The sequence below is a fragment of the Sorangium sp. So ce321 genome (assembly GCF_051530195.1).
Lineage (GTDB): Bacteria > Myxococcota_A > Polyangia > Polyangiales > Polyangiaceae > Sorangium.
In genome coordinates, this window is sequence record NZ_CP150329.1 from 13,898,877 (window position 1) to 13,922,404 (window position 23,528).

At 71.0% G+C, this 23,528-nt stretch carries 21 protein-coding genes and 2 pseudogenes; 11 read left to right on the forward strand and 12 right to left on the reverse strand.

All coding sequences use genetic code 11. The annotated features are described in order from the left end of the window. Positions 1–164 precede the first annotated feature (164 nt). Together WME89_RS51635 and WME89_RS51640 are read right to left on the reverse strand one after the other, a co-directional pair. Entirely contained in the window at positions 165–1,142 is a 978-nt protein-coding gene (locus WME89_RS51635; RefSeq protein WP_438006854.1) for an aldo/keto reductase, read from the reverse strand. A 201-nt stretch (positions 1,143–1,343) separates the two neighbouring features. After that, positions 1,344–1,844, reverse strand: a pseudogene (locus WME89_RS51640) (SDR family NAD(P)-dependent oxidoreductase); the annotation flags it as partial. Positions 1,845–1,847: 3 nt separating this feature from the next. On the opposite strand from WME89_RS51640, the pseudogene WME89_RS51645 reads away from it, so the two are divergent. Beyond that, positions 1,848–2,498: pseudogene (locus tag WME89_RS51645) on the forward strand (LysR substrate-binding domain-containing protein); the annotation flags it as partial. A 504-nt stretch (positions 2,499–3,002) separates the two neighbouring features. Further along, positions 3,003–3,992, forward strand: coding sequence for a hypothetical protein (locus WME89_RS51650; protein ID WP_438006855.1), 990 nt, complete (start codon positions 3,003–3,005; stop codon positions 3,990–3,992). A gap of 242 nt (positions 3,993–4,234) precedes the next feature. On the opposite strand, the gene WME89_RS51655 is transcribed toward WME89_RS51650, so the two are convergent. After that, positions 4,235–5,017, reverse strand: a complete 783-nt coding sequence (locus WME89_RS51655) for an HAD family hydrolase (RefSeq protein ID WP_438006856.1) — start codon at positions 5,015–5,017, stop codon at positions 4,235–4,237. Positions 5,018–5,295: 278 nt separating this feature from the next. On the opposite strand from WME89_RS51655, the gene WME89_RS51660 reads away from it, so the two are divergent. The 4 genes from WME89_RS51660 (at position 5,296) to WME89_RS51675 (ending at position 8,955) form a co-directional block, all read left to right on the forward strand. After that, complete coding sequence (locus WME89_RS51660; protein WP_438006857.1) at positions 5,296–6,084, forward strand: Uma2 family endonuclease; 789 nt, start codon at positions 5,296–5,298, stop codon at positions 6,082–6,084. Between the two features lie 231 nt (positions 6,085–6,315). Next, entirely contained in the window at positions 6,316–6,585 is a 270-nt protein-coding gene (locus WME89_RS51665) for a DUF2277 domain-containing protein (protein WP_437655769.1), read from the forward strand. Between the two features lie 49 nt (positions 6,586–6,634). Continuing rightward, positions 6,635–6,904, forward strand: a complete 270-nt coding sequence (locus tag WME89_RS51670) for a Uma2 family endonuclease (RefSeq protein ID WP_438006858.1) — start codon at positions 6,635–6,637, stop codon at positions 6,902–6,904. Between the two features lie 143 nt (positions 6,905–7,047). Continuing rightward, positions 7,048–8,955 carry a DNRLRE domain-containing protein gene (locus WME89_RS51675; RefSeq protein ID WP_438006859.1) on the forward strand — a complete coding sequence of 636 codons (1,908 nt, stop codon included), beginning with the start codon at positions 7,048–7,050 and terminating at the stop codon, positions 8,953–8,955. 53 nt (positions 8,956–9,008) lie between these two features. On the opposite strand, the gene WME89_RS51680 is transcribed toward WME89_RS51675, so the two are convergent. After that, positions 9,009–9,773, reverse strand: a complete 765-nt coding sequence (locus WME89_RS51680) for an SDR family oxidoreductase (protein WP_437622375.1) — start codon at positions 9,771–9,773, stop codon at positions 9,009–9,011. A 135-nt stretch (positions 9,774–9,908) separates the two neighbouring features. Between WME89_RS51680 and WME89_RS51685 the strand changes: the two genes are divergently transcribed. Genes WME89_RS51685 through WME89_RS51695 form a run of 3 tightly spaced genes read left to right on the forward strand, consistent with a single transcriptional unit; the run spans position 9,909 to position 12,177 of the window. Continuing rightward, positions 9,909–10,835 (forward strand): helix-turn-helix transcriptional regulator, encoded by a 927-nt coding sequence (locus tag WME89_RS51685; RefSeq protein WP_438006860.1) that lies wholly within the window; start codon positions 9,909–9,911, stop codon positions 10,833–10,835. A 47-nt stretch (positions 10,836–10,882) separates the two neighbouring features. Then, on the forward strand, positions 10,883–11,836 hold the full coding sequence (locus WME89_RS51690; protein ID WP_438006861.1) for a lipase family alpha/beta hydrolase: 954 nt from the start codon (positions 10,883–10,885) through the stop codon (positions 11,834–11,836). Further along, a complete protein-coding gene (locus WME89_RS51695) occupies positions 11,833–12,177 on the forward strand; it encodes a hypothetical protein (protein WP_438006862.1) in 345 nt (114 codons plus the stop codon). Before WME89_RS51690 ends, WME89_RS51695 begins: the two co-directional genes overlap by 4 nt. A gap of 170 nt (positions 12,178–12,347) precedes the next feature. Here the strand turns inward: WME89_RS51695 and WME89_RS51700 are convergent, their stop codons facing one another. Continuing rightward, positions 12,348–13,076 carry a helix-turn-helix transcriptional regulator gene (locus WME89_RS51700; RefSeq protein WP_438006863.1) on the reverse strand — a complete coding sequence of 243 codons (729 nt, stop codon included), beginning with the start codon at positions 13,074–13,076 and terminating at the stop codon, positions 12,348–12,350. A gap of 83 nt (positions 13,077–13,159) precedes the next feature. On the opposite strand from WME89_RS51700, the gene WME89_RS51705 reads away from it, so the two are divergent. Continuing rightward, positions 13,160–13,897 (forward strand): glutathione S-transferase family protein, encoded by a 738-nt coding sequence (locus WME89_RS51705; RefSeq protein ID WP_438006864.1) that lies wholly within the window; start codon positions 13,160–13,162, stop codon positions 13,895–13,897. 77 nt (positions 13,898–13,974) lie between these two features. Here WME89_RS51705 and WME89_RS51710 read toward each other — a convergent pair whose 3' ends face one another. After that, the gene (locus WME89_RS51710; protein ID WP_438006865.1) at positions 13,975–16,419 is read right to left on the reverse strand and encodes a beta-propeller domain-containing protein; all 2,445 of its coding nucleotides are present in this window, start codon (positions 16,417–16,419) and stop codon (positions 13,975–13,977) included. 426 nt (positions 16,420–16,845) lie between these two features. Between WME89_RS51710 and WME89_RS51715 the strand changes: the two genes are divergently transcribed. Next, positions 16,846–17,688, forward strand: a complete 843-nt coding sequence (locus WME89_RS51715; RefSeq protein ID WP_438006866.1) for a Uma2 family endonuclease — start codon at positions 16,846–16,848, stop codon at positions 17,686–17,688. 194 nt (positions 17,689–17,882) lie between these two features. Here WME89_RS51715 and WME89_RS51720 read toward each other — a convergent pair whose 3' ends face one another. The 6 genes from WME89_RS51720 to WME89_RS51745 form a co-directional block, all read right to left on the reverse strand. Further along, on the reverse strand, positions 17,883–18,815 hold the full coding sequence (locus tag WME89_RS51720; protein ID WP_438006867.1) for a hypothetical protein: 933 nt from the start codon (positions 18,813–18,815) through the stop codon (positions 17,883–17,885). A gap of 337 nt (positions 18,816–19,152) precedes the next feature. Continuing rightward, on the reverse strand, positions 19,153–20,148 hold the full coding sequence (locus WME89_RS51725) for a hypothetical protein (RefSeq protein ID WP_438006868.1): 996 nt from the start codon (positions 20,146–20,148) through the stop codon (positions 19,153–19,155). A gap of 300 nt (positions 20,149–20,448) precedes the next feature. Beyond that, positions 20,449–21,225 (reverse strand): phosphoenolpyruvate--protein phosphotransferase, encoded by a 777-nt coding sequence (locus tag WME89_RS51730; RefSeq protein WP_438006869.1) that lies wholly within the window; start codon positions 21,223–21,225, stop codon positions 20,449–20,451. A gap of 755 nt (positions 21,226–21,980) precedes the next feature. Continuing rightward, positions 21,981–22,256: a DUF7716 domain-containing protein gene (locus tag WME89_RS51735; protein WP_438006870.1), complete on the reverse strand. Its 276-nt coding sequence runs from the start codon at positions 22,254–22,256 to the stop codon at positions 21,981–21,983. 243 nt (positions 22,257–22,499) lie between these two features. Further along, entirely contained in the window at positions 22,500–22,967 is a 468-nt protein-coding gene (gene comJ / locus WME89_RS51740) for a competence protein ComJ (RefSeq protein WP_438006871.1), read from the reverse strand. Positions 22,968–23,038: 71 nt separating this feature from the next. Further along, on the reverse strand, positions 23,039–23,176 hold the full coding sequence (locus WME89_RS51745) for a hypothetical protein (RefSeq protein ID WP_438006872.1): 138 nt from the start codon (positions 23,174–23,176) through the stop codon (positions 23,039–23,041). Positions 23,177–23,528: the final 352 nt, after the last annotated feature.

Genomic DNA, 23,528 nt, shown 5'->3' on the forward strand with positions numbered 1-23,528 from the left:
ACCCATCTCCGCGCTGGAGACGCCGCCGGGCGGGCTCGGGACGTAGCTTCAATCCTTCGCCCTCATCACGGCGAGGCCGGCGATCCCGACGCCGCCCGCAGCCAGCGCGGCCAGAAGGAGGCGCTTCCTCCCGGTCATCGTCCGCAAGTCCGGCACCACAGTCACTACTCTTCCACTTCGACCATGTACTTCGCGGACATGCGGCCGCCGTGCACCTCGATCTTGGAGAGCTCGGCCTCCATCTCCTGGAGGTCGGCAGGCGTCAGCTCGACATGGATGGCGCCCAGGTTCTCTTCCAGGTGGTCCGCTCGACGCGTGCCGGGGATCGGGACGATCCACGGCCTCTGCGCCAGGAGCCATGCCAGCGCGATCTGGGCAGGCGTGGTGCCCTTTCGCTTCGCAACCCTCACCAGCAGATCGACCACCGGCTTATTTGCGGCCAGGTTCTCGGGGGTGAAGCGATCGAAGCCCGATCGAAAGTCGGTGTTCGGGTCGAACGTCGTGCGTGCGTCGATCTTCCCGGTCAGATAGCCCATTCCAACCGGACCCCACGGGACGAAGCCGATCCCCAGTTCCTCGCAGGTCGTGAGCACACCGTTCTTCTCCGGGTCTCGATTCATGACGGAGTACTCGGTCTGGACTGCCGCCACCGGTTGAACGGCATGCGCCCGGCGAATGGTTCGTGCGCTCGCCTCGGAGAGGCCGAAGTGCAGGACCTTTCCTTGCTGGATCAACTCCTTGACCGCACCGGCCACGTCCTCGATGGGCACCTTCTTGTCGACGCGATGCTGATAGTAGAGATCGATGCGGTCGGTCCGGAGGCGCTTGAGCGAGCCCTCGACCACCTTCTTGATGTGGTCCGGATGGCTGTTGTGGCCACCAGCTTCGATGTCGTAGCCGAACTTCGTGGCGATGGAGACCTTATCTCGGATGGGTGCGAGCGCCTCTCCGACGAGTTCTTCGTTCCTGTAGGGTCCGTAGACCTCGGCGGTATCGAACAAGGTGACGCCCTTTTCATGGGCAGCACGCAGGACGGCAATCCCTTGATTTTTGTCTGCCGGTGGACCGTAGTTGGCGCTGATGCTCATGCACCCGGCGCCGATCTCGGAGACCGCCAGCTTGCCGAGCATTCGTGTCCTCATTCCGCGATTCCTCACGTTCGCGCCTGGTCCCTCGCTCGTCGGAGGGCCCTTTCGCTTGGGCGCATTCGCGGAGGCGCAGGACGCCCCGACCGCCAATGCCGCCATGGCGAGGCCAGCGCTGGCCAAGAGGTCCCGGCGACTCAGGGCTCGGGGACCTGCGGTGTTCGAATCATTCGTTCGCTGGGTGTTCTTCATGGCGCTCTAGCTCCCGTTGCCGACGCCGCCGGCCGCGCTGAACGTCAGCGACGACGAGAGGTCGCGGTACGCGTCGATCTGCTGCCGGAGGTCGGCGAGCTTCTGCTCGCCCGTTGCGATCGCATCGGCCCCTGCCATGAAACGCGCCGGGGGCCGCTCCAGGTCAACGAGGGTCACGAGCGCGCGGGCGAGCTTGGCCGGGTCGCCGCCCTGTTTGCCATTGTGGGACCTCCAGAACTCGAGCTGCTTCGCCCTGCGCTCGGCGTAGTCATCGATGGAAGGCTCGGCGTAGCTCGTCGATTGCTCCGTGAGGAGCTCCGTGCGGAAGAACCCCGGATTCACGATGGTGGTCTTGATGCCGAACGGGGCGACCTCCGGCGCGAGTGACTCCATCCAGCCCTCGAGGCCGAACTTCGATGCCGCGTAGGCGCTCCCGAACTCGAAGCCGACGAGGCCCGCTGTCGACGAGACTGCGACGATGTGCCCCGAGCGCTGCTTGCGCATGATCGCGCGCCGCCGGGAGAGACGGTGGGTCGGGTGCGGCTGTCGGTGCCGCCGATGGCCGTCCCCTTCGTGATCGATCCAGTGCTCCCGACGTTTCGCGCTCGTCACCCGCGCATCGAGGTCGAGCTCGCCATCGAGGAGCGCCTCGTGGACATCGTGGCCGAAAGCTACGACGCGGGCGTGCGGCTCAGTGAATCCATCGAGCGAGACATGGTGCAGGTCCGGCTCACCAATTCCTTTCGCTTCGTGGTGGTGGGCGCGCCCGCGTACCTCGCGCGCCACGGTACGCCGGAGCGGCCCGAGGATCTCCTGCGCCATGAGTGCATCACGTTCCGCTCGCAGACCACGGGAGCGCTCTACGCATGGGAGCTCGAACGCGGGCGCAGGAACTGGCGCGTTCCCGTCCGCGGGGGCGTCGTCACGAGTGACGGCCGGCTGACCGCCAAGCTGGCGGAGCAAGGCTTGGGCCTCGTCTACGCCTTCGAGCCGATGGTCTTGGAGCAGCTACGTACAGGACGGCTCCAGCGCGTGCTCGAACGCTACGCGCCTACGGTTCCCGGCTTCTTCCTCTACTTCCCGAGCGTCGCGCGGAGATCGGCGCCGCTGCGGCACTTCATCGAGGCGGCCAAAGAGCTGGCGGTCCGCACCGCGAAGTGATCGCGGAACGTGACGTAGACCCGCCGGACCCCGCACGACGACGGGCATGACGTGGTACAGCCACGTATCACGCCAAGCAACCGAAGCCGATCGCCGAGACCTCGATGGCGCTGCTTCCGAGAATCGACGCAATTCGATGGGATTTCGCTTGGAGGCTCAGCCCGAGAGCATCGCGGTGCCATGGCGGCGCGCGGCTCCGTCACCTGGGACGCCGAACTCACTTGGGATGCCGAACAAGGGAATGGAGTCGGCGGCCTTCGGCCGCGGCTCATCCCGAGTTGGACGGGCGGAGCACGCACGATCCCTGCCGACATCGCGCGCACGCCGGGGAGCATCCTGCGCCTGTACAGCTCGCACCTTCGCGAGGTGCGCTACGACGCTCGCGGCTGGCGAGGCCGCCACCCGCCATGGCGCCGCCACCCGCCGACGCGCATACCGCACACCACACTCCCTTGATCTCGGCTTCCTCATCCCATGGCACGCGATCTGCCATGGGGGCCGCGCATGGGAGACGCCGACATCACCTTGCGCCACCTCGCCCGGAGGCGCCCCGAGGACCTGGTGCGCGCCCTCGTCCCCGAGGACCACCCCATCGAGATCCTTGGCTGGGTCGACAGCCAGGTCACGAACATCGAGCGCCGCCTCGACAAGGCCCTGCGCCTGCGGGTCGGCAGCGAGCCGCGGGTGCTGCACGTCGAGTTCTGCTTCGCGCTCCGCGACGACGTTCCGGATCGCGTCTTCGAGTACCTCGGCTTCCTCTTCGCCGCGCTCCGCCTCGAAGCTCCCGCCGAGCCGGTGCCGCCGATCGAGAGCGTCGCCGTGGTGCTCTCTGGCCCCAGGCGGCGCTTGCCTGCGACAGGGAAGCGCCGCACCGCCTGGCCAGGGCGGCCGTTCAGCGGCACGCACTTCCGCGTCGACGCCGTCTACCAGCGCACGATCGGCGAGCTGCGGGCGCGCGGCAGCGTGCTCTGGCTGGTGTTCGCCCCGCTCGCCCGGGACGCGACGGAGGCGGCCTTGCGGGAGGTCGTCGCGGAGATCCACGCGGGCGCGGCGACCGCCCAGGAACGGGCCGAGCTGTACACGGCGCTCCTGGTGATGGCGACCATCGATCCCTGGGGGCATAATCTGCGGAAGGAGCTCGTCATGATGGTGGAGGACAAGGAAGAGGGGCTGCTCCGGCGCACGCCGATCATCGGGGAGCTGATCATCGAGGCCGAGCGACGAGGGGAGCTACGGGGAGAGCAGCGCGGAGAGCAACGAGGTGAGCTACGCGGCGAGCAACGAGGAGAGCAGCGCGGGGAGCAGAAGGCGATCGCGGAGCTGCTCGGCCGCCTCTTCGCGCGGCGCATCGGGCGACGGCCGACCGCCGAGGAAGAGCGCTCGATCGTCGAGCGAGCCCGCGCACTCGGTCCCGGCGAGGTCGAGGATGCCTTGCTCGATCTCGAAGGCGAGGCGCTGGTTCGCTGGCTCGCGGAGCCCATGTCCCGATCGTGAGCTCCCGCAAAAGCACGGGCGCCTGACGTGCGACCGCGTGACCGCGTGACCGCATAATGCGCGGCTGCGACATGCAGCACCCGAGTCGGTATGCGGCACCCGAGTCGGTGGGACCAGCACGAGGATGCATTCGAGGTGCGCACGTACCTCGCGCACGCCCGCGCGGGATTGCGGAACGCTGGGCGGAGCGAGCCGGCGAGATCTCTCCGCTCATCGACCCGCAGGAGCGCGAGCGTCATCGCTCAGGCCGCGCGCGCTGCCAGCCGCCCTGCAACCAGCGCATCCGGATCCACCTCATCCAGCGTCGTGACCACGCGATCCGCCCCCGCCGCGACCAGCAGCGCCCGGTCGGCGAGCCGCGCCACGCCGAGCGCGGTCATCCTCCCCGCCTTGGCGGCCAGCACCCCGGCGGGGGCGTCCTCGACGACAAGGCAGCTCGCCGGCGGGGCACCGAGCGCGCGCGCCGCCGCCAGGAACAGGTCCGGCGCCGGCTTTCCGCGCGCCACCTCGGCCCCGCAGAGATCGGCGTCGACAAGGTCGAGCAGCGTCGCGCCGGGCGGGATGGGCGGGCAGCGAATGTCCTGCTGCTCGGCGAAGGTGTCGGCACGGATCCGGCGGAGGAGCCGGCTGGCGTTCCGGGACGACGACGCCGTCGCGATCGGCATGCCGCGCGCCTTGAGCCCCAGGACCAGCCGCATCGCGTCAGGGAAGACCTCGAACTCCCCCGCCTCGATCATCCGGAGCAGCACCTCCTGCTTGCGCTCGGCGTAAGTCGTGGCGCGCGCCGCGGCGTCGGGCACACCAAAGTAGTCGAGCGCCGCGCGCGCGCCGCTCTCGCGCGGCTTGCCGGCGACCTCCCCCTGGTAGACGGCCGTCGTGAACCGCTCGGGCGCATAGCGCGTCTGCGGCGCGATCGCGCGCCACTCGGTGGCCATCAGCGCCTCCAGCGCCTCGCGCCAGGCGCGCTCGTGCGGCGAATCGACCATCACCCCGTCGACATCGAACAGGACCCCCTCGAAACGCATGCCGCCGACATGGCGCCGCCGCGCCGCACCGGGAGCCCCCCGAGCGTCGCGGGCGTCGCGGGCGTCCCATCGACGCGATCGATTCGATGCGATGCGCCGCCCTCGTTGCGCGCGGCGGCGCTCGAGCGTGCCCGCCTGCGGCTCCCGCCTGCCGTGCCCGCCGCCGCGCCCACCCGCCGCGCCCGCCTGCGCCTCCTCCTGCGGCTCCTGCCTGCCGTGCCCGCCGCCGCGCCGCGGGTGCTCCCGCCGCCGCGCCGCGGGTGCTACCTTGACGGCCCGTGCCGCCTGCCCGCACCGGAGCCAACCCCCGCGCGACGCGCCTGCCCCGCGCGCTCGTCGTCCGCGACCCGGAGCCCGAGGAGCTCCGCGCGACGATCGACTGGTCGGACTGGTACCTCGATGAAACGGACGGCATCGGGGCGTGGGGCGAGCACGACGAGATCTCCCGCCTGCTCCTGTCCTCGATCGCGCAGCTCGCGCGCGAGCGCGGCTGGACCGACCACCACGCCGGCTCGGATCGGTTCTTCGCGTGGGTGCGCGAGGAGCCGCTCGTCCGCGTCTCGCCGGACGTCTACCTCCTCGACCACCGGCCCGCGCCGCCGCTGCCCAAGCAATGGCAGACATGGCTGCCCGGCCACCGGCCGCCGCGGTTCGCGCTCGAGATCGTGCCGAGCGACTGGCAGAAGGCCTACGAGGACATCCCGCTCAAGTACTGTCAGCTCGGCTGTCCCGAGCTCGCGATCTTCGATCCGCAGGCCGCCGCGCAGCGACCGCCCGCCGGCAGGGTGCCGCTCCAGGTCTACCGGCGCGACCCCGACGGCGCGTACGTGCGCCTGCACGCGGGCGCCGGCCCCGCGTGGAGCCCCGCCCTCGACAGCTGGCTCTGCGTCGTGGGCGGCGGCGCCGAGGCCCGGCTCCGCCTCGCGCGCCCCGGCGGCAAGGGCGAGCTCGTGCCCACCCAGGAGGAGGTCGCGGCGACCGATGCGCGCGCCAGGGAGGCGGCCGAGGCGCGCGTGCGCGAGCTCGAGGCGCGCGTGCGCGAGCTGGAGCAGCTCGAGCAGGGGTGACGCCCGCCGCGCCGAGCGCGGCGCGACACGGAAGACGGAAGGACTCCGCCGCTGCGAAGCCTCGCTGTCCGGCGATCTCGCCTGCTCGCGCGAGGCCGACAGGGCACGGCGGGCTGCTCCGTGGAACCGGCGCGGACGCTCCGGCAAACGCATGACGCTGTCGGCCGCCTGCGAGACAGGACACCGGCGTCGGCTTTGGCGTCGCGCCGCGTTCAGCGGTACGCTCGCGGCATGTGCCGGAACATCCGCCCTCTGTTCAACTTCGAGCCGCCGGCCACCGAGGAGGAGATCCGGGCGGCGGCGCTTCAGTACGTGCGCAAGGTGAGCGGGACGCGCAGCCCGAGCGGCAAGAACGTCGCCTGCTTCGAGCAGGCCGTCGACGACATCGCCGCCATCACGCGCCGGCTCGTCGAGTCGCTGGAGACCACCGCGCCGCCCAAGAACAAGGAAGTCGAGGCCGCGAAGGCCCGCGTCCGCAACGTGCGCCGCTTCGGCTCCTGACACCCCCGGGAAGCGTGCTCTGCCGCAGCACGGGCCGCCAAGGCTGGCCGTGGCCCTGCCGTTACATTACCTTCGCACCCCCAGCACCGAGGCGTACGACCGCGGCGAGAAATGGGACGCATACCGGCGCATCCCCTCCCTGACAGACTACCTGCTCGTCTCGCAGCTATCGGTGCGCGTCGAGCACTACCGGCGCGAGGCCGACGGCGCCTGGCGTTACCGCGTGATCGAGGCCGGGGGCGCCATCTCGCTGTCGAACGGCGCCGCCCTCCCTGTCGACGCCATCTACGAGGGCGCCTTCGAGCTCGACGCCGGCTGAAGGGGTGAGCCCCCACGACAGCAAATCTGGCGCGACACCGCCCGACAGCCGAGCTCGCGGCCTGTCCGAGGCGCGACCGACGGCGGCGATCGACGACCGCCGTCGGCAGCAACGCACAGCCGCCATCCGGCACCGGAGACATCATGAAACTACCTGCTCCTCATCTATCCCTCTCTCTCCTTCTGACGTTCCTGGCGGCCTCTGCAGAGGCGTCGCCGCCGACGTGCGTCACGATCCGCCGCGGCCTCCTCGGCGGCGTCGCTGACGCCACCATCACCAGCCACAAGCCGCATCGCAACCGCGGCGACGCGCCGCACCTCCTCGGCGCCGCCGGGCCCGGCGCGGAGCGAGCGCTGGTCCGGTTCGACCTGAGCTCGCTCCCCGAGGGGGTCGATATCGAGTCTGCCGCGATCACGCTGCACCCGGCGGGGAGCCGCGGCGCAGACGCCGTGGACGTTCACCGGATCACGTCGGCGTGGGACGAGGACACGGTCACCTGGGCGAGCTTCGCGGGCGCGTTCGACCCGTCGCCGGTCGCGTCCTCCGACGGCGGCCGGTGCGGGACGGGGCCGGTCACGCTCGACGTCACGTCGCTCGCGCAGGCGTGGGTGGACGGCGCGCTCCCGAACCACGGCGTGCTCCTCGAGCCGAGCTCCACGGCGCCCGCGAGGCTCTGGAGCAGCGAGGCCCCGCTCGCGGCTCGCCGGCCCGCGCTCAGCGTCTGCTACCGGCCGTGCCCGGGCGCCGAGCACCTCTTCAGCCGGCGGTTCGGCGACCTGCGCGAGCAGGTCGGGTATTCCGTGGCCGTCGACAGCGCGGGCGACATCGTCCTCGCGGGCTATGCCGCAGGCGCCGTCGATTTCGGGGGCGGGCCGGTCACCCCCGCGGGCGCCGCGAGCGCGTTCGTCGCGAAGTTCGACGCCGAGGGGAGCGTCCTCTGGAGCCGCCGCTTCGGCTCCGCCGACTCGTTCGCCTCCGCCGTGGCCGTGGACGGGGAAGGCAACATCCTGCTCGCAGGCGGCTTCCGCGACCCGATCGACCTCGGCGGCGGGCCGCTCACGATCCCCCCCGAGGCCTCCCTGCTCGCGTTCGTGGCGAAGCTCGACCCCGACGGCAACCACCTCTGGAGCCGCGGCGCGACAGGCAATGAGCGCCATTACCCGCGCGGGATCGCCGCGGACCCCGACGGCAACGTCGTCGTCACCGGCTCGTTCGAGGGCGCCCTCGGCTTCGACGGCTCATCGCCGCTCGTCAGCGCCGGGGGCCTGTTCGATGAGGACGTCTTCGTGTCGAAGTTCGATGCTTCCGGCAATCACCTCTGGAGCGAGGGCTTTGGCACGGTGAACATCGATCGCGGCGAGGGCCTCGCGGTGGACAGCGCGGGTGACATCGTCCTCGCGGGGTTCTTCCTCGACGCGGGGCTCGCGGGGCTCGACCTCGGCGGCGGGCCGCTCCCGACCGCCGGCAGCTCCGAGGCCTTCGTCGCCAAGCTCGATCCGGACGGCCATCATGTCTGGAGCAGGAGCTATGGAGATCCCGGCAGCCAGGACGCCGCCGCCGTCGCGGTGGATCCGTGGGACAACGTGCTCGTGACAGGGAGCTTTCACGGCAGCGTCGACTTCGGCGGCGGGCCGCTCGACAGCGCGGGCGACAACGACGTGTTCGTGCTGAAGCTCGACCCGTCGGGCGACCACGTCTGGAGCCGCCGCTTCGGCGACGCGCTCCGGCAGGACGGCGCCGCGATCGCCGCCGACGCCGCGGGCAACGTCGCGATCAGCGGCGCCTTCCAGGGCGCGCTCGACGTCGTGTGCGCGCCGCTCGAGAGCGCGGGGGAAATGGACATCTTCGTGGCCAGGCTCGACGCCGACGGCCGGCCGCTGACGAGCGACAGCTTCGGCGACGAGGAGGGCCAGACCCCCACGGACATCGCGTTCGGCCCCGGCGGCGACGTCGTCCTCACCGGCTATTTCGAGGGCACCCTCGACTTCGGCGGCGGGCCGCTCGCGGAGCAGGGCGGCCGCGACGCCTTCCTCGTGAAGCTCGGGCTGTGAGGCGTCGGCCTGCGCCGCGCGCCGGGCTGCGCCCCGCCCGGCGCGCGCGCCGCTCAGACCTGCTCGGTCGGCATGACGGTGACCTGTGACAGGTTGACGTGCCGCGGGAGGCCGGCCGTGAAGGCGATGGTGTTCGCCAGGTCGTCCGCCGTGAGCCACGTGATCTCCTGCTTGGCGCTGGCGATCCACGCCTTGGCCTTCTCGTCGGTCATGTGACCCTGCAGCTCGGTGTCGACGAAGCCGGGCTCGACGACCGAGACGCGGACGCGCTTCGGGCCGAGCTCGGCGCGCAGGTTGCGCGAGAGGTGCGTGACCGCCGCCTTGGTGGCGCAGTAGACAGCGAACGTCGCGAAGACGCCGTGCGCGGCGATCGACGAGATGTTGATGAGGTCCGACGGGCCGCCCTTGCCCGCGGCCGCGACCAGCGGATCGACGAACGCGTCGACGACCCGCATCACGCCGGTGACATTGAGGTCGATCATCTGCTCGAAATCGGCGACCCGGTGCTCCTCGACGCCGGAGGGCAACATGACGCCGGCGTTGTTGACCACGAGGTCGACGGTCCCGAGCTCGGCGGCGATCGACCGCGCGGCGCCGGCGACGGCGGTCCTGTCGGTGGCGTCGACGGCGAGCGCCAGCGCGCGCCCGCCCGCGGCGCGGATGCCCTCGGCCAGCGCCTGGAGGCGGTCCTTGCGGCGCGCGAGGAGCGCGACGGCCGCGCCCTGCTCGGCGAGCTTGCGGGCGGTGGCTTCACCGATGCCGCTGGAGGCCCCGGTGACGACGGCGATGCGACCTGCGAGAGGGAGATTCTGGGACATGGTGCCTGCTCCTGGTTGGTCCCCGTTCGGGGATGGCCGCACTCTGGAGCTCCGCGTCGCGGCTAGTAAGACGAGCGGCGATCCTGGGATTCGCAATCCCTGGATAGGGGCCCGCGGGCGGTGCATCTTGGGGGCATGTCCGGGGCGCGCGCGAACGTGAGCGACAGGCGGAGCGAGCTGGCGGATTTCCTTCGCGGCAGGCGGACGCGCGCGGCGCCGGCCGCGGGCGTCGCCTTCGCGGGGAAGCGGCGGCGCACGCCGGGCCTCCGGCGCGAGGAGATCGCGCAGCTCGCGGGGCTCAGCGTCGACTGGTACACGCGGCTCGAGCAAGGGCGCGACGTGAACCCGTCGCGCGAGACGCTCGAGGCGATCGCGCGGGTGCTGAAGCTCGACGACGACGAGCGAGGTCACCTCTTCTACCTGGCGCGCCCCGAGCCCGCGGGCGGCGCGGCGCGCTCCGCGGCGCAGAAGGAGAGGGCCGAGCCGGCGATGGTGCGCGCGCTCGAGGCGCTGCGCGTCCCGGCGTTCGTCTTCAGCCCCCGGTTCGACGTGCTCGCGTGGAACGAGGCGGCGTGCCGCCTCCTCCTGGACTTCGGCGACGTCCCCCCGCGGAAGCGCAACCTGCTCTGGCTGACGTTCCGGCACGCGGCCTACCGCGCGCGTTACGCGGACATCGGCACGATCGAGCGGGAGGTCGTGGCCGCGTTCCGCTTCAGCGCGAGCTCGTACGTGGGGGATCCGGAGTTCGACGCGCTCATCGCCGATCTGCTCGAGACGAGCGAGGCGTTCCGGGTGATCTGGGCGCGCCACGAGGTCCGCGCCAAGGTGAGCGGCACGAAGGCGTTCCGCGTCGAGGGCGGGGGCGCGGGCGGCCGCGACGCCGACGAGGGGGCGCCGCTCCTGCTCGAGTGGCACACGCTCGCGTCGACGACGTCGAGCCGGCAGCAGCTCGTCTATTACATGGCGCGCGCGGCGGGCGGGCCCGGGGACGAGCGCCGCCTCGCGGCGCTGTGCGGGGCGGCGGCGGATGACGGGGCGGCGGTGGAGCGCGCCCAGGGCTGACGCGCACCCGGCGCCGATCCGTGGCAGGATGCGGCTGGAGCCTCGCCATGGGGAACAACGTGGAGCTGGTGATCGGGGTGCTCAACGGGGTCCTCGGCGACTACCTGAAGCGGACCAGCAACGGCCTCGCGACCGCGATGCAGCTCGTCCGCGACGGGCGCCCCGTGCCGCTGTCCAGGGCGCTCCCCGCGGCCGTCTCTGCCCAGGCCACGTCCCGCGTCGTCGTGCTCGTGCACGGACTGATGAGCACCGAGGCCATCTGGACGATGTCGGACGGCGAGACGTACGGGTCGCGCCTCGCGCGCGACCTCGGGTACACGCCGCTTTACGTGCGGTACAACAGCGGTCTCCGCATCTCCGAGAACGGCGAGGCCCTGGACGCCCTCCTCGAGCAGCTCGTCTGCGCCTCTCCTGCGCCGGTGGAGGAGCTGGTCCTCATCGGCCACAGCATGGGCGGCCTCGTCTCGCGCAGCGCCGCGCACGCGGCGAGCGACAAGGGGCGAAGGTGGCTGCCCCTCGTGAAGCGGGCTTTTTACCTCGGCACACCGCACCTCGGCGCGCCGCTGGAGCGCTTTGGCCACGCCGTCACGTGGGCGCTCGCCAGCATCGACAACCCGTACACGAAGCTCATCGCCGAGATCATCAACCTCCGCAGCGGCGGGATCAGGGACCTTGGGTATGCCAACCTCCGCCGCGAGGACTGGGAGGACGCCGACGCAGGCGCCCTGCTCCAGAACCGCCGGCATCCCGTGCCCCTGCTCCCTCACATCCGCCATCACCTCATCGCCGGCGCGCTCACGGCCGATCCATGGCTCTCCCTGCTGTTCGGGGACGCGATGGTCTCGCTGAGGAGCGCCACGGGCCGGGCGGTCGCGAGGGACAGGTGCTCGCCTTTCCCTCAGGAGCACGTGCGGGTCATGCCGGCGCTCGGCCACCTGCGGCTCGCCCACGACGAGGACGTCTACGCGCAGATTCGCGCGTGGTGCGAGGAGGCGGCGTGATCGAGAGGTGGCGCGGCCTGAAGGACCTCGTCGAGGACGCGGTCGACCACGGCTCGCGGGCCGTGGAGCGCCTGCAGAAGCACGCGGCGAAGCTGCCTTTCGACCTGCTGGAGCAGATCCCCCCGCTCCGGGCGCCCGTGAGGGGAGTCCGGCTCATTCACGACACGACGCTGTCCGGCGTCCACGGGGCGATCCGCCTCGTCAACCGCGCCGTCGGGAGCACGGTGGACGTGGTCCTCTATGTCGTGGAGCAGAAGAGACAGCCGCCGGGGGCGCCGGACGGCGGCGCGGGCGACGCGCCGGGCGCGCCTCCCGGGGGCCCGGACCCCACGGCGCCTTGAGCCGGCCTAGAACAACGATCACGTTGAAACCCGGAGAATTTTCACAGGGAGGCGGGGAGGCGGGGAGGAAGAAAAAATGAATTTCTCCCTCTTGCCGTCTCTCGCTCCCCGCCTCCCCGCCTCCCTGTGAAATTCCTGCTTTCTCTCGTGGTTTCAACCCGTTTGTCGCTCTAGCGGTCGCCGGTCGACGCCGCGCCGACGCGCGCCGGCGGCTCGCGGCGCCTGGGCAGGGCCTTGCGCCAGCGCGCGCGGAGGGCGCTCGGCCTCTCGCCGTAGCGCTCCTTCAGGAACGTGGCGGCGACGACGCGGTCGGTGCGGAAGGAGCGGAAGTCCTGGCGGAGCTCGCACCACGCGATGAGGACGCGCGTCGCCTCGAGGTACCCCACGACGACGGGCCACACGACGCGCTCGCTCTCGCGCCCCGCCTCGTCGCGGTAGCGCAGCGCGATCTTCGTCCCGGCGCGGATCGCCGCGCGCACCTCGGCCATGTCGAGCGCGTCGGGGGCCTGGTCCAGCGCGGGCGGCGCGCCCGTCGCCGGCTCGAGCACGAACTGGCGCAGGCGCTCGGGGACGCTCGCGGCGATCTTCGCGATGAGGTCCTGCGCCGCCCGCCGCAGGGCGACGTCGCCGCGGTGGGCGACCCACTGCGCGCCGAGGACCGCGACCTCGATCTCGTCGGGCGTGAGCATCAGCGGCGGCATGTCGAAGCCGCGCTCGAGCACGTAGCCCGTGCCGGCCTCGCCGCGGATCGGGACGCGCTGGGCCAGGAGGTCCGCTATATCGCGGTACACCGTGCGCTTCGACGTCTCGAGCTCCTCGGCGAGCGCCGCCGCGGTGATCGGCGCCCGCTGCCGGCGCAGGATCTGCAGGATCTGGAACAGGCGATCGGCGCGTCGCACGGGGATGCTGACACCAGGTTGTCAGCAGGGCGGGGCTACATCAAGCGCGGTCCACGACGGACCCAGACGCCCGGAGAACGCGCATGATCACCCTCCACTGCTTCGGCCCGATGTTCGGCTTGCCGGAAGCCAGCCCCTACGTGACCAAGACCGAGGTCCAGCTCAAGCTGCTGGGCCTGCCCTACGGGAAGGAGCGCGGCCGGCTCGATCAGTCCCCGAAGGGGCAGCTCCCCTTCATCGACGACGAAGGCGAGCGCATCGCCGACTCGCACTTCATCCGCGAGCACCTCGAGAAGAAGCACGGCAAGGATCTCGACGCGGGCCTCGACGCGCGCCAGCGCGCCGAGGCGTGGGCCATCGAGCGCATGCTCGAGAACCACTTCGCCGCGGCCAGCGGCTACGCGCGCTGGCTCATCCCGGAGAACTTCGCGAAGGGCCCGGCGCGCTTCGTCGACGGCGCGCCCGAGGAGCTGCGCCCGAAGCTGCGCGAGGAGCTCCTCGCGCGCGTCCGCGAGAACTACCGCGCGATCGGCGTCGCGCGGCACTCGGACGAGGAGATCGTCGCGCTCGGCGCGCGCTCGCTGGCCGCGCTCTCGGCGCTGCTCGGGGGCAAGCCGTACCTCTTCGGCGACCGCCCGGCGGGGGTCGACGCGACGGCGTTCGCGGTGCTGGCCGGCATCCTCACGCCGTTCTTCGACTCGCCGCTGCGGCGCAGGGCCGAGGGCTTCTCGAACCTCGTCGCGTACACGGCGCGGCTGATGCGGGAGTTCTACCCGGAGCACCCGTGGGAGGTGCCCCCGCCGGCGCGGCCGGGGGCCTGAACGACGCAGCGCCCCGCGCTCCGCGACGACGGAGCGCGGGGCGCGGGGCGCGGCGGCAGGATCGCCGCCGCCCGGCGCTACTCCTTGCCGTCGGGGGCCGGCGCGGGATCGGCGATGTCGCCGCCGCACTCGAACCCTGACCAGGCCGGGGCAGGCAGGGCCACCGACGCGACCGGCGTCGCAAGGTCGTCGAGCGCGTTCACGAGCACGCCGCCGTTCGAGATCGAGTAGACGAAGTCCTCGACGAACACGCCGCGCCGCACGTCGGCGCCGCCGTAGTAGAAGCACCCCGGCTCCGTGGTGAAGAAGCCGCTGTGGTCGACGGCGCCGAGCCGGCTGAACCCGTCGGCGATATCGACGTTGAAGAGCTCCAGCGTGCTCGCGACCGCGCCGGTCTCCCCGTCGAAGCTCACGAGCGGGAAGGCGAGCACGCCGCGCTCACCGTAGTACGTGAACGCCTTGTGGTTGTACTCGGCCTCGGAGTACCCGTAGTCCCCGTCGAGCGTCTCCTTGTGCAGGAGCGCGGGCGCCGACGCGTCGGTGACGTCGAAGATCTGGAGCGCCAGGCCGGTGACCGTGCCTTCCTCGTCTCCATCCCTGCCGATCGCCAGCAGGTGCCCGTCGTCGAGCGGGTGCATGTACTCGCTGAAGCCGGGGATCTTGAGCTCCCCCGCGACCGAGGGCGACCCCGGGTCGGAGAGGTCGAGCACGAACAGCGGGTCGACCTGGAGGAACGTCACCACGTAGCCGCGATCCCCGAAGAACCGGGCGGAGCGGATCTGCTCGCCGGGGGCCAGGTCGGTGATGGCGCCGACGCGCGCGAGCTCGGCTCCCTGCGCCTCGAGGACGAACACGCTGTTGCTGGTCGTCCACCTGGGCTCCGCCGGCACCATCGCGGTCGTGGCGACGCGGAGCTTGCCGTTGTGCTCGTCGAGCGAGAACTGGTTGAGGATGTGGCCGGGCACCGAGCCCGACGCCACGTACCTGGGCTGGCTCGGGTCGGCGGTCAGATCGAACTTGTGCAGGTGCGTGACATCGCTGCTCGCGAGCACCTCGCCGGGCGCTCCCGGCGACGCCAGCTCCTGCCAGCCCCGCGCCGCGACATACAGGGCGTCATGGCTCGAGTAAACGGTGTCGGTCGCGCCGATGATCGAGGTCGACTCCGGCTCCGCGTCGAGGTCGGCGAGGTCGATCGACTCGATCTGCGTCAGCCCGTACGACGTCGTGCCCGCCTCCGGGACGTAGAAGTCCTCGCAGCTCGCGCCGAGCTCCGTGACCGTCTCCCCCTCCTTCTCGAAGCGGTACGGCAGCCACGTCGACAGCGGAGCGGCCTCGATGAGCGCCGTGTTCTCGGCGCGGAGCTGCTCGAACGCCGCGGTCCACGCCTCGGCGGTCTCGGGGTAGTCGACCAGGCCCTCGGGCCAGTAGCCGAGCGCGGGCCCGTGGGCGCCGCCGGTCAGCACCGTGCGGACGTTGGCGCCGGTGCGCCGCCCCGAGGCGTAACCCCCCTCGAAGTAGAGCTCCTTGACCACGCTGGGGGCGCCGCCCGCGAGGCTGAGGACGGTGACCTTCGTGAGCGGGGCGTAGACGCCTAACGGGGGCACCCCGTCGGGCGCCGGCGCGTCGGTGCTGTCCGGCGGCACGGGCGCGTCGGTGCCGCCCGGCGGCATGGGCTCCGGCTCGTCTGCGCCGTCCGGCGGCTCAGCGTCGCCGGGAGACGGCGGGGACCCACCGCCGTCGGCGGGGACCTCCGGCTCATCGTCGGAGGCCTCCGGCGCATCGTCGCCATCCGGCCCACTGGCCGGCACACCGCCGCTTCCGGGCGTGGCGACGCCGCCGCCCGCGGCGATGCCGTCGACGAAGTAGTAGTCGTAGTACCCCGGCCGCGGCGTGACGCCCGCGCGCTCGTAGATCGGCGCCCCGTCGACCGACGAGTAGACGACGACCTTGTCGTCCGCCACGAACATCTCGAGCGGCTGCCCCTCGATCGCGAGCGAGCTGCCCACCGAGAGCGACGAGGCCGGCCACGCGGCCAGCGTGTAGAAGCTCTGGTCGTGCAGGATATAGAGGTTGTTGCCGTCGGTCTTGACGATATCCGCCTCATCGACGCCGGCGACCTGGGTGTTCGTGTTGGAGTGGGTCGGGGCATCGCTGCCGTCGCCCGCCGCGTCCTCCGCGCCGCCGGCCTGGGGCGGCGTCGGGGACGGCACGTCGGTGGGATCCGCGTCGCCCCCTGGCGTCGCGCCGGGGTCGCCGCCGGCGTTGTTGTCGACGCCGATGACGCCGCCGCCGCCGCGGGGGGTGCCATACGCGGAGTAGCTCGCGATGATGGCGTCGATCTGCGCGTTCATCTTCGCGAGGGCGTCCTGCTTCAGCGACGCTGCGAGGTCGTCGCAGGACTCGGCCCGGTGGAGCGGGGCGCCGTGAGATTGGACGGGCGGGGGCTCCGCCTCGCACCCGGCGGCGAGGAGGCCTGTTGCTGCGAGCAGCCAGAGGGACGAATGAGCGCGGTGTGTTCTCATGGTGTCTGGCGTATTGGCAAGCCCCGCGCCAGCAGCCCGCCCGCTCGGTGCACCGCGGTTCGCCCGTGCGCAGCCCTGCCCCGCCGCGGCGAGCCGGCGGCGAGCACGACATCCCTGTACCGGCGAGGGCCGGCTGGCACACGTGTGCCACGAGAATGGTACGACTGGCTATTTCCACCACCGCCATGCGATGATCTGGACGTTTCCTTGATCTCGGACAGCGCACCTCGCAGCGAGCCCGGCCCTGCAGGGGCGTTGCCGCGCGGGGACGAGAGCGCGAGCGACTGCGCGCCATCGCGAGGGTGCCTTTGCCTTCCGGTGCACGCCTCCGGCGACCCGGAGAGGACCTCGCCGAGCGCGGCGCGAGGGAGGCGCCGCGGGTGTCGCTGCCTCCCGCGGGCCGGGCCGGGGTGCTAGTTTGCCCGGGTGGTATCGCCGAAGCGCTTCGGGTTCCTGCTCAACGCCCGGCGGCCGCCCCGCGCGCTCGTGCTCCGCGACCTGTCGCCGGAAGAGGCCAGCGCCGCGATCGACTGGTCCGGCTGGTACCTGCCCGACGACGCGGAGCGGCCTGGCAAGGCCGAGCGGGCCGGGGTCGTCCGCCTGCTGCTCTCGGTGATGGCGCAGCTCGCGCGCGAGCGCGGCTGGTCCGACTGGTACGCCGGCGCCGATCACCCCTTCGCCTGGGTCCGGGCCGAGCCGCTCGTGCGCGTCCTGCCCGACCTCTACGTCCTCGATCACCGCCCGTTGCCGCCGCTCCCGCGGCAGTGGCAGACGTGGCTGCCGGGCCATCGCCCGCCGCGCTTCGCGCTGGAGATCGTCGCGGGCGACTGGCGCCGGGCCTACGAGGAGACGCCGGCCAAGTACTGGCAGCTCGGCTGCCCCGAGCTCCTGCTCTTCGATCCCGAGGCCGCCGCCGCGCGCGCGCCGCTCGCGGAGGAGCGCGTGCCGCTCCAGCTCTACCGCCGCGACCCGGACGGCACCTACCTGCGCGTCCACGCGGGCGCCGATCCCCTCCGGATCGAGGCGCTCGACGCGCACGTCGTCGTGCTGAAGGACGGCCCGTACCCCACGTTGCGCGTCGCGCGGACTTCCCGCGCGACGGATCTCGTGCCGGCCGAGGAGGAGGCGCTCCGCGCCGAGGGCGAGGCGCGCGCCCTGGAGCAGCGCGCCCGCGTCGCAGAGCAGCGCGCCCGCGCCGCCGCCGAGGCGCGGGTCCGCGAGCTGGAGGCGCGCGTGCGCGACCTGGAGGCCCGCCTCGCGCGTCGATGAGCGGCGCGTGGGCCATCACGGGCCTCGGCGGTGGTCCCCCGTCGGGGCTCTCCAGCACGTGGAGCTTGCCGATCCCGTGCGCCGCGGTGTCCCAGGTCCACGTGGTCGTCAGCCGCTCGGCGCCGTCCGTACGCGATCTCTTGCATCAAGCGCCGTCGGGGAAGGTACTGGATGCCGCGAAAGGGGCGACGTCCTCAGCCCGGGCACGGCCCAGCGCACCCCTCGCCGCCGCAGTCGATGCCGGCCTCGTCGCCGTTCTTCACGCCGTCGCTGCAGGTGGGCACCTCGCAGGCGCCGCTCCAGCAGACGCCGCTCGTGCAGTCTGCGCCGGTCCTGCAGCCCCGGCCCTGCGGGCAGCGCGGGCACGACGTCGTGCCGCAGTCGACGCCGGTCTCATCGCCGTTCTTCACGCCGTCGCTGCACGTCGGGATCATGCAGCTGCCGCTCGTGCACACGCGGCTAACGCAGTCGGTGGCGGCGCCGCAGCGCTCGCTCGGTGGACAAGGACGGCAGGGGCCGCCGCAGTCGAAGCCGGTTTCCCCGAGCCCAGCGTCTCTCGCGCCGTTCTCGCAGTGCGGTGGTACACACCATACGCCGTAGCACACCAACCCGGCAGGACACTGCAGCGAGGGATCTTCAGCAAAACACTGCACGCACGCGCCTTCATGGCATCGCCCCGCGCCGGAGGCCGGACAGGTGACCTCCTCGAGCGTGAGATGTCGCGGCTCATCGACCTCGCAGACGTCGAGGGTGCACTGGTTGCCGTCATCGTAGACGTCATAGGCCGGCACGCTGACCACGCGGCCTTCGGCCGTGCACTCCTCGCTCTTGCAATCGCCGCGGATCTGCGACTCGATCGGGCCTTTCCTGATCTCCACCTCGCACGCGCCGTCCACGCACCGCCCCACGCCGCACCGCGGGTCCGGCGGGCCGGCGCACTCCGCGTCGCTCTCGCAGCCCCCGGGCGGCACGGGCACCCCGGAGCACTCCGCCGTGTTCTCCGCGCACTCGTCGCAGCGGCGGCACGCGAGGAAGCAGTCCGGCTCCTCCTCGCCGGGCGGGCAGCAGATGACCTTCCCCGGCTCGCCGCACTCGCAGTGTCCGTCGAGGCAGATGGTCCCCGGCACGTACTGGTCGTCCGACTGACAGTGGTCGGTGGTCGCGCAGGACCCACCCTGATACGTGCCCTCACCACAGGCAAAGAAAGATGCTGAGCTGATGAGAAAAATGGAAGCTACGGCGCAATGCGCGATGGGCCTACCCATGCGTCCAGTCCTCCGGCACGAGGCTGTGGCGCTGACATCAAGGCGGCCCCAATCCGCCAGGGTGTCGTCTGCCGGGTTGTCTCAGGTGCGCAGTATGCCGCGCTCGGCCCGCGGGCGTCACGCAAGTTTTCGCCAGAACGTCGCGCGGGCGCGGCGGCTCTCGGTCCGATCGGGCGCACCGCCGAGGGGGAGAGTCAGATCAAAAGGTGCTGGTCAGCGTGAGTCCCCCCGCGGTGACCGAGATCTCGGCTGAGCCGCGCGAGTACAAGGTGTAGCCAAGCGTGGCGGCCAGCACGGCGCCGCCCGTGATGAGGCCGGCGATCCCCACGCCCCGGTAGGTGCGCGCGTCGTCGTAGGCCGCGGCCGACCCCTGGCACATCGGCCGGGTCAGCCGGAAGCAACGGTTTGGACCCGCGGCGCGCGCGGCGGCGTGGCCCGCCTCGTCTTTCTTCTCCGCGCCGACGAGCATCACGCCGCCGATCGCCGCCAGTGTCGCGGAGAGCCCGAAGCCGCCGGCGACGAGGTCCGGCCGCGGCCGGGGTGAAGGAGGGGCGGGGCGCACAGGTGCGGCACGTGGGCCTGCGGGCTGGGCAGGGAGGGCCGCGGATGGGACGGCAGGGGCGGTGGGCCGGGCGGGGAAGGTGAGAACCACCTCCCGCGCCTCGCCGCGCGGCACGTCGACCTCGGCGGTCGAGATGCTGCCGTTCAGCACGGCGCGTACCAGGTGGCGCCCAGGGGCGACGGGGACGGGCTTGCCGCCGTCGAGCTCGGCGGGCGCGCCATCGATCGTGATCCGCGCGCCCGCGGGCGCGATCACGTGGAGCTCGCCGGTGAGCTGGCGCGCGCGGGCGAGGTCGCTGAGCCGGGATTCGTAGAGCTGGCGCTCCTCGCGGGTCCTCGGGGCGCGCATGATCTCCATGCAGATCGACAGCCAGCGCACGGCGGCGGGCGCGTCGCCGAGGCGTAGCGACAGCGCCCCGATGTTGCAGGCGGCGACCTGGGAGCGATCGAGCCGAAAGACCGCCATCCACAGGTCGCGCGAGTCGGCGAGACGGTCCTCGCGGGCGGCGGCGTTCGCCTGCGCCATGAGCCGGGCGACCGCTTCCCGCGGCGCCTCGGCGCGGCCCTCCGCAGCGCCGGACAGCAGGGCGATGCACAGCGGGAGAGCGATGCCGCGACGGGTGTTCCTGCGCACGGGTGCGGATCTCCTTGGACGAGCCTCAGACCGGACGGAGCACGCCCGAGCCAGGCCTCCGGGCGACGGCCGCACGTACCAGAACAGGGCTGTCGGTGGAAGCCCTGGCAACCGCCGGGATGCCGGGGTGACGGTGCTGGCCAGGCGTGTGTTTCGGGCATTCCTGCGGCGCCAGGAGATTTCTCAGCCACCGAAGGATATATCCTGCTGATTTCGTCAGCGCCTGTCTCGAGGCTTGGTGCGGGGCGGGATGTCGATGGCGCTTCGATGGCGCTTGGGGTCCGCAGGCGCGGCGAGCGTTCAGATCGGCTCGGGCTCGGGCTCTGCCTGCGCCTTTCTCTTGGCGCTGGCCGTGCGGGCGCGCTGCTCGGCGCGGCGCACTTCATCGGCCGCGTCCTCGTACGGCGAGAGCAGCCGGTCGCGGAGGAGCGCGTGCGTCTCGTCCCTGTCGTCGTCGTATTCGGCGTGTACCTGGACCATGAGCGTGCCGTAGGCCTCGTGCCACGCTTCCACCGACTTGATGGCGGGATCCGCGCTCTTCGCCTCGGTGACGCCGAGCTTCTGGCCGTACAGATCGGTCCAGCGCCGGAGGCGATTGGCCTCGGTCGCGAGCCCGAGCCGCTCCACCGCCGCCTTCACGTCCTTGCGATCGAGCGCCTTGATCATCGCGCTCATGCGCACCCATTGCTGGGAGTAGACAAGCCGGACGAAATCGATGCCCGATGAAAGCACCTCGGAGCGCACCAGCAGGGCATCGCTGCGGCGTGCCGCCTCGTCCTCGGCCAGCGGCAGGATGCCATCGTGATCAAACGCGCGCTCGATGCCATCGAGCAGGCTGTTGAATGCGCCGATGCACCGGTCGGCGCCGCGGTCGATCTCGATCATCGTGGCGTCGGTGCTTCCGAGCGCCTCGATGGCCTCGGTGGCCGCGATGACGGAGTGGACCGCCGCGTCGACCTTGGCAGACAGTTTGATCTTCTTCGACTTCAACGCCTCCCGGTGAGCGGCGAGCTTGGTTCCTGCAATGATGCACCCGCTCGGCGTGAGCCGGCGGGCGAGAAATGCGGATTTAGCCATCGGGCCGGGGTACCGCGGTCTCTATGCCTCGACAAGCGCCCAGCAGGTACTCGGCGCGGCGCTGCGAGTCGAGGCGCGTCCCCCCACGCGGCGTTGCAAGTCGAGGCGCGTCCCCCCACGCGGCGCTGCGAGTCGAGGCGCGTCCCCCCACGCGGGGCTGCAAGTCGAGGCGCGTCCCCCCACGCGGGGCTGCAAGTCGGGGCGCGTCCCCCCACGCGGGGCTGCGAGTCGGGGCGCGTCCCCCCACGCGGGCGTGGTCAGGGTTGCTCGTACAGCCGGACTGGATGAATCCTGCCCGCGCGCGGCTGAGGCCCTGCGACGGTGCCAGCCAGGCATGGCCTCCCCGAGGCGCCGGGACTCCGCCGGGCCGCTCGTCTTCGCGCCGCACGACGCGGCTGGGCGCCGGCTCGCCGTGGGAGAGGCGGGGGCTTCGTCCGTGGCTCCGGCGGTTCCCTGATGAAATTGACGGTGATCGGCGGCGTCCAGCTACCGAACGGCGCTCCAGATCTGTCTTTCGCCGGCACGTAACGCCTCCTGACGGCGCACTGGGCTGCGGTGGCCGCGAAGCCGTACCCAGAGTCGTACAGGACCGCCGCCCAGCGGGCGGAACCGTCGGGCTCCACGTACACCTTGATGACAGCGGTGCCCCTGTCGGTGGCGTTCTTGTCTGTCTCCTCGGGGTAAGGACACGCCCACTCCGAGAAATTCGAACCTTCACGCTCGTCGCTCGCTTCGTACGGTGCCTACGGTCGTCGCTATGCGTCGTACGTGGCGTAGTGGATGATTCGCTCGCACTTTTCGTTGATCGATGCGTCTGGCCGCTCGCGGAATTCTTCGAGGATCTGTCGAATGGTATCGACTTCGAGGAAATACTCGTAGCCAAGGGTCTTTGCCTCGTCAGGAACGCGGTAGTCCTCAGTTGGTCGGAAGACCCTCGCTTCTGATTTAGGGCGCCATTCCGGCTTGGCGCAGATCACGTCCTCACGATCCAGTTGATCGATCTCGGCGATCAGGTCCAGTAGCTTCGCCATGTTAGAATTCCTTGGCCCACAGAAAGAACCCGCCCCTGCCGTCGGGATGCATGAGTTCGTAGAAGCCGCTTCCCGCCGTATGCTGCCCACGCGGGACCAGATGCAGCACGCCAGGACTCTCGGGTAGATGGTGCCATGTCTTACCTGATGGTGAGAGTCGCTGCGCGGCACCGGAAGCAGCCCGCAATAAACGCACTAGTTATACATCCGGGCGCGTGCCTCGTCTTCCCGGCCGAGTGGGAGTTACGGCGCCGCTGCTTGCGCGTCCATCAGAAGTTCCTCCCCTGGAGAAAGCTCCCCATCACTACGAAGAATCCAGGGGGCCGTGGTTCCCGGTACGAAACGAAGCATGCCCCACATCCCCGAATCATTGTCCCGACCGTGCTCAAAAAGCAGCGTGTAGTCTCCCGGATCCAGGTCAATTTCGACCGTTTCGATGATGGTGCCCACCTCCACGCCAACGCCGTTTGGAACATGAAATGGCACCTGGACTGCTCTGATCGCCGACGGTGAGACGTCAAGCGCCGTGTCTTTTTTTACGATGACGGAGATGGGCCCCTCGGTATCGAGAGTACGGAAGGATACGCTGCCTGGTCTCCATGAAAATCCCTGTGCAGCGTGCCTGTTCGTCCAGTCGTTGAATGGGTCCTTCAGGCATGATTGGAACACTGAAATCTGCGAATACGATACTTCTAAACTGAAGGCTGCCATGGCCTACTCCACGATGATTCTGATCCGTGTGCCATCGGGTAGACCACGGCACTGGTTCCCGATACACGCCCCTATGCCAACAATGTCTGCTTCTCGTCCGGCGCCATCTTGCGGATGCGCTGCTGGTCGCCGTCGTAGGCGAACGAGACGGTGCTCGCACGCTGCGTGATCGTCTCCGGCAGGTCGAACGGCGTGTAGCGTACGCTCATGCCACCGGGCATCGTGGCTCGTGCGGCCGTACTTGGCGCGGGAGAGCATGGCAGCTGCGTCGGCCGCCACACCTTGCCGAAGCAGCTTGGGCGACCCACTGCGACTTTATGCGTCGTAGGTGGCATAGTGAATGAGCCGCTCGCATTGCTCTCGTGTTGATACCGTTCGATTCTCGTGCGCAAGCCAATCCTCGAGAAATTCCTTCGCAATGAACACTTCGATCATGTACTCGGCGTCGCACGATTTGGCTTCCGTTGGGCAGTCGCCTTCTGCCGGCTCTCGTGTCAAGACGGCGGGTGAATCGCATGTCCATGGTTTTGATGCGTAAATGGTTAAATCGTTGTCTGTGAT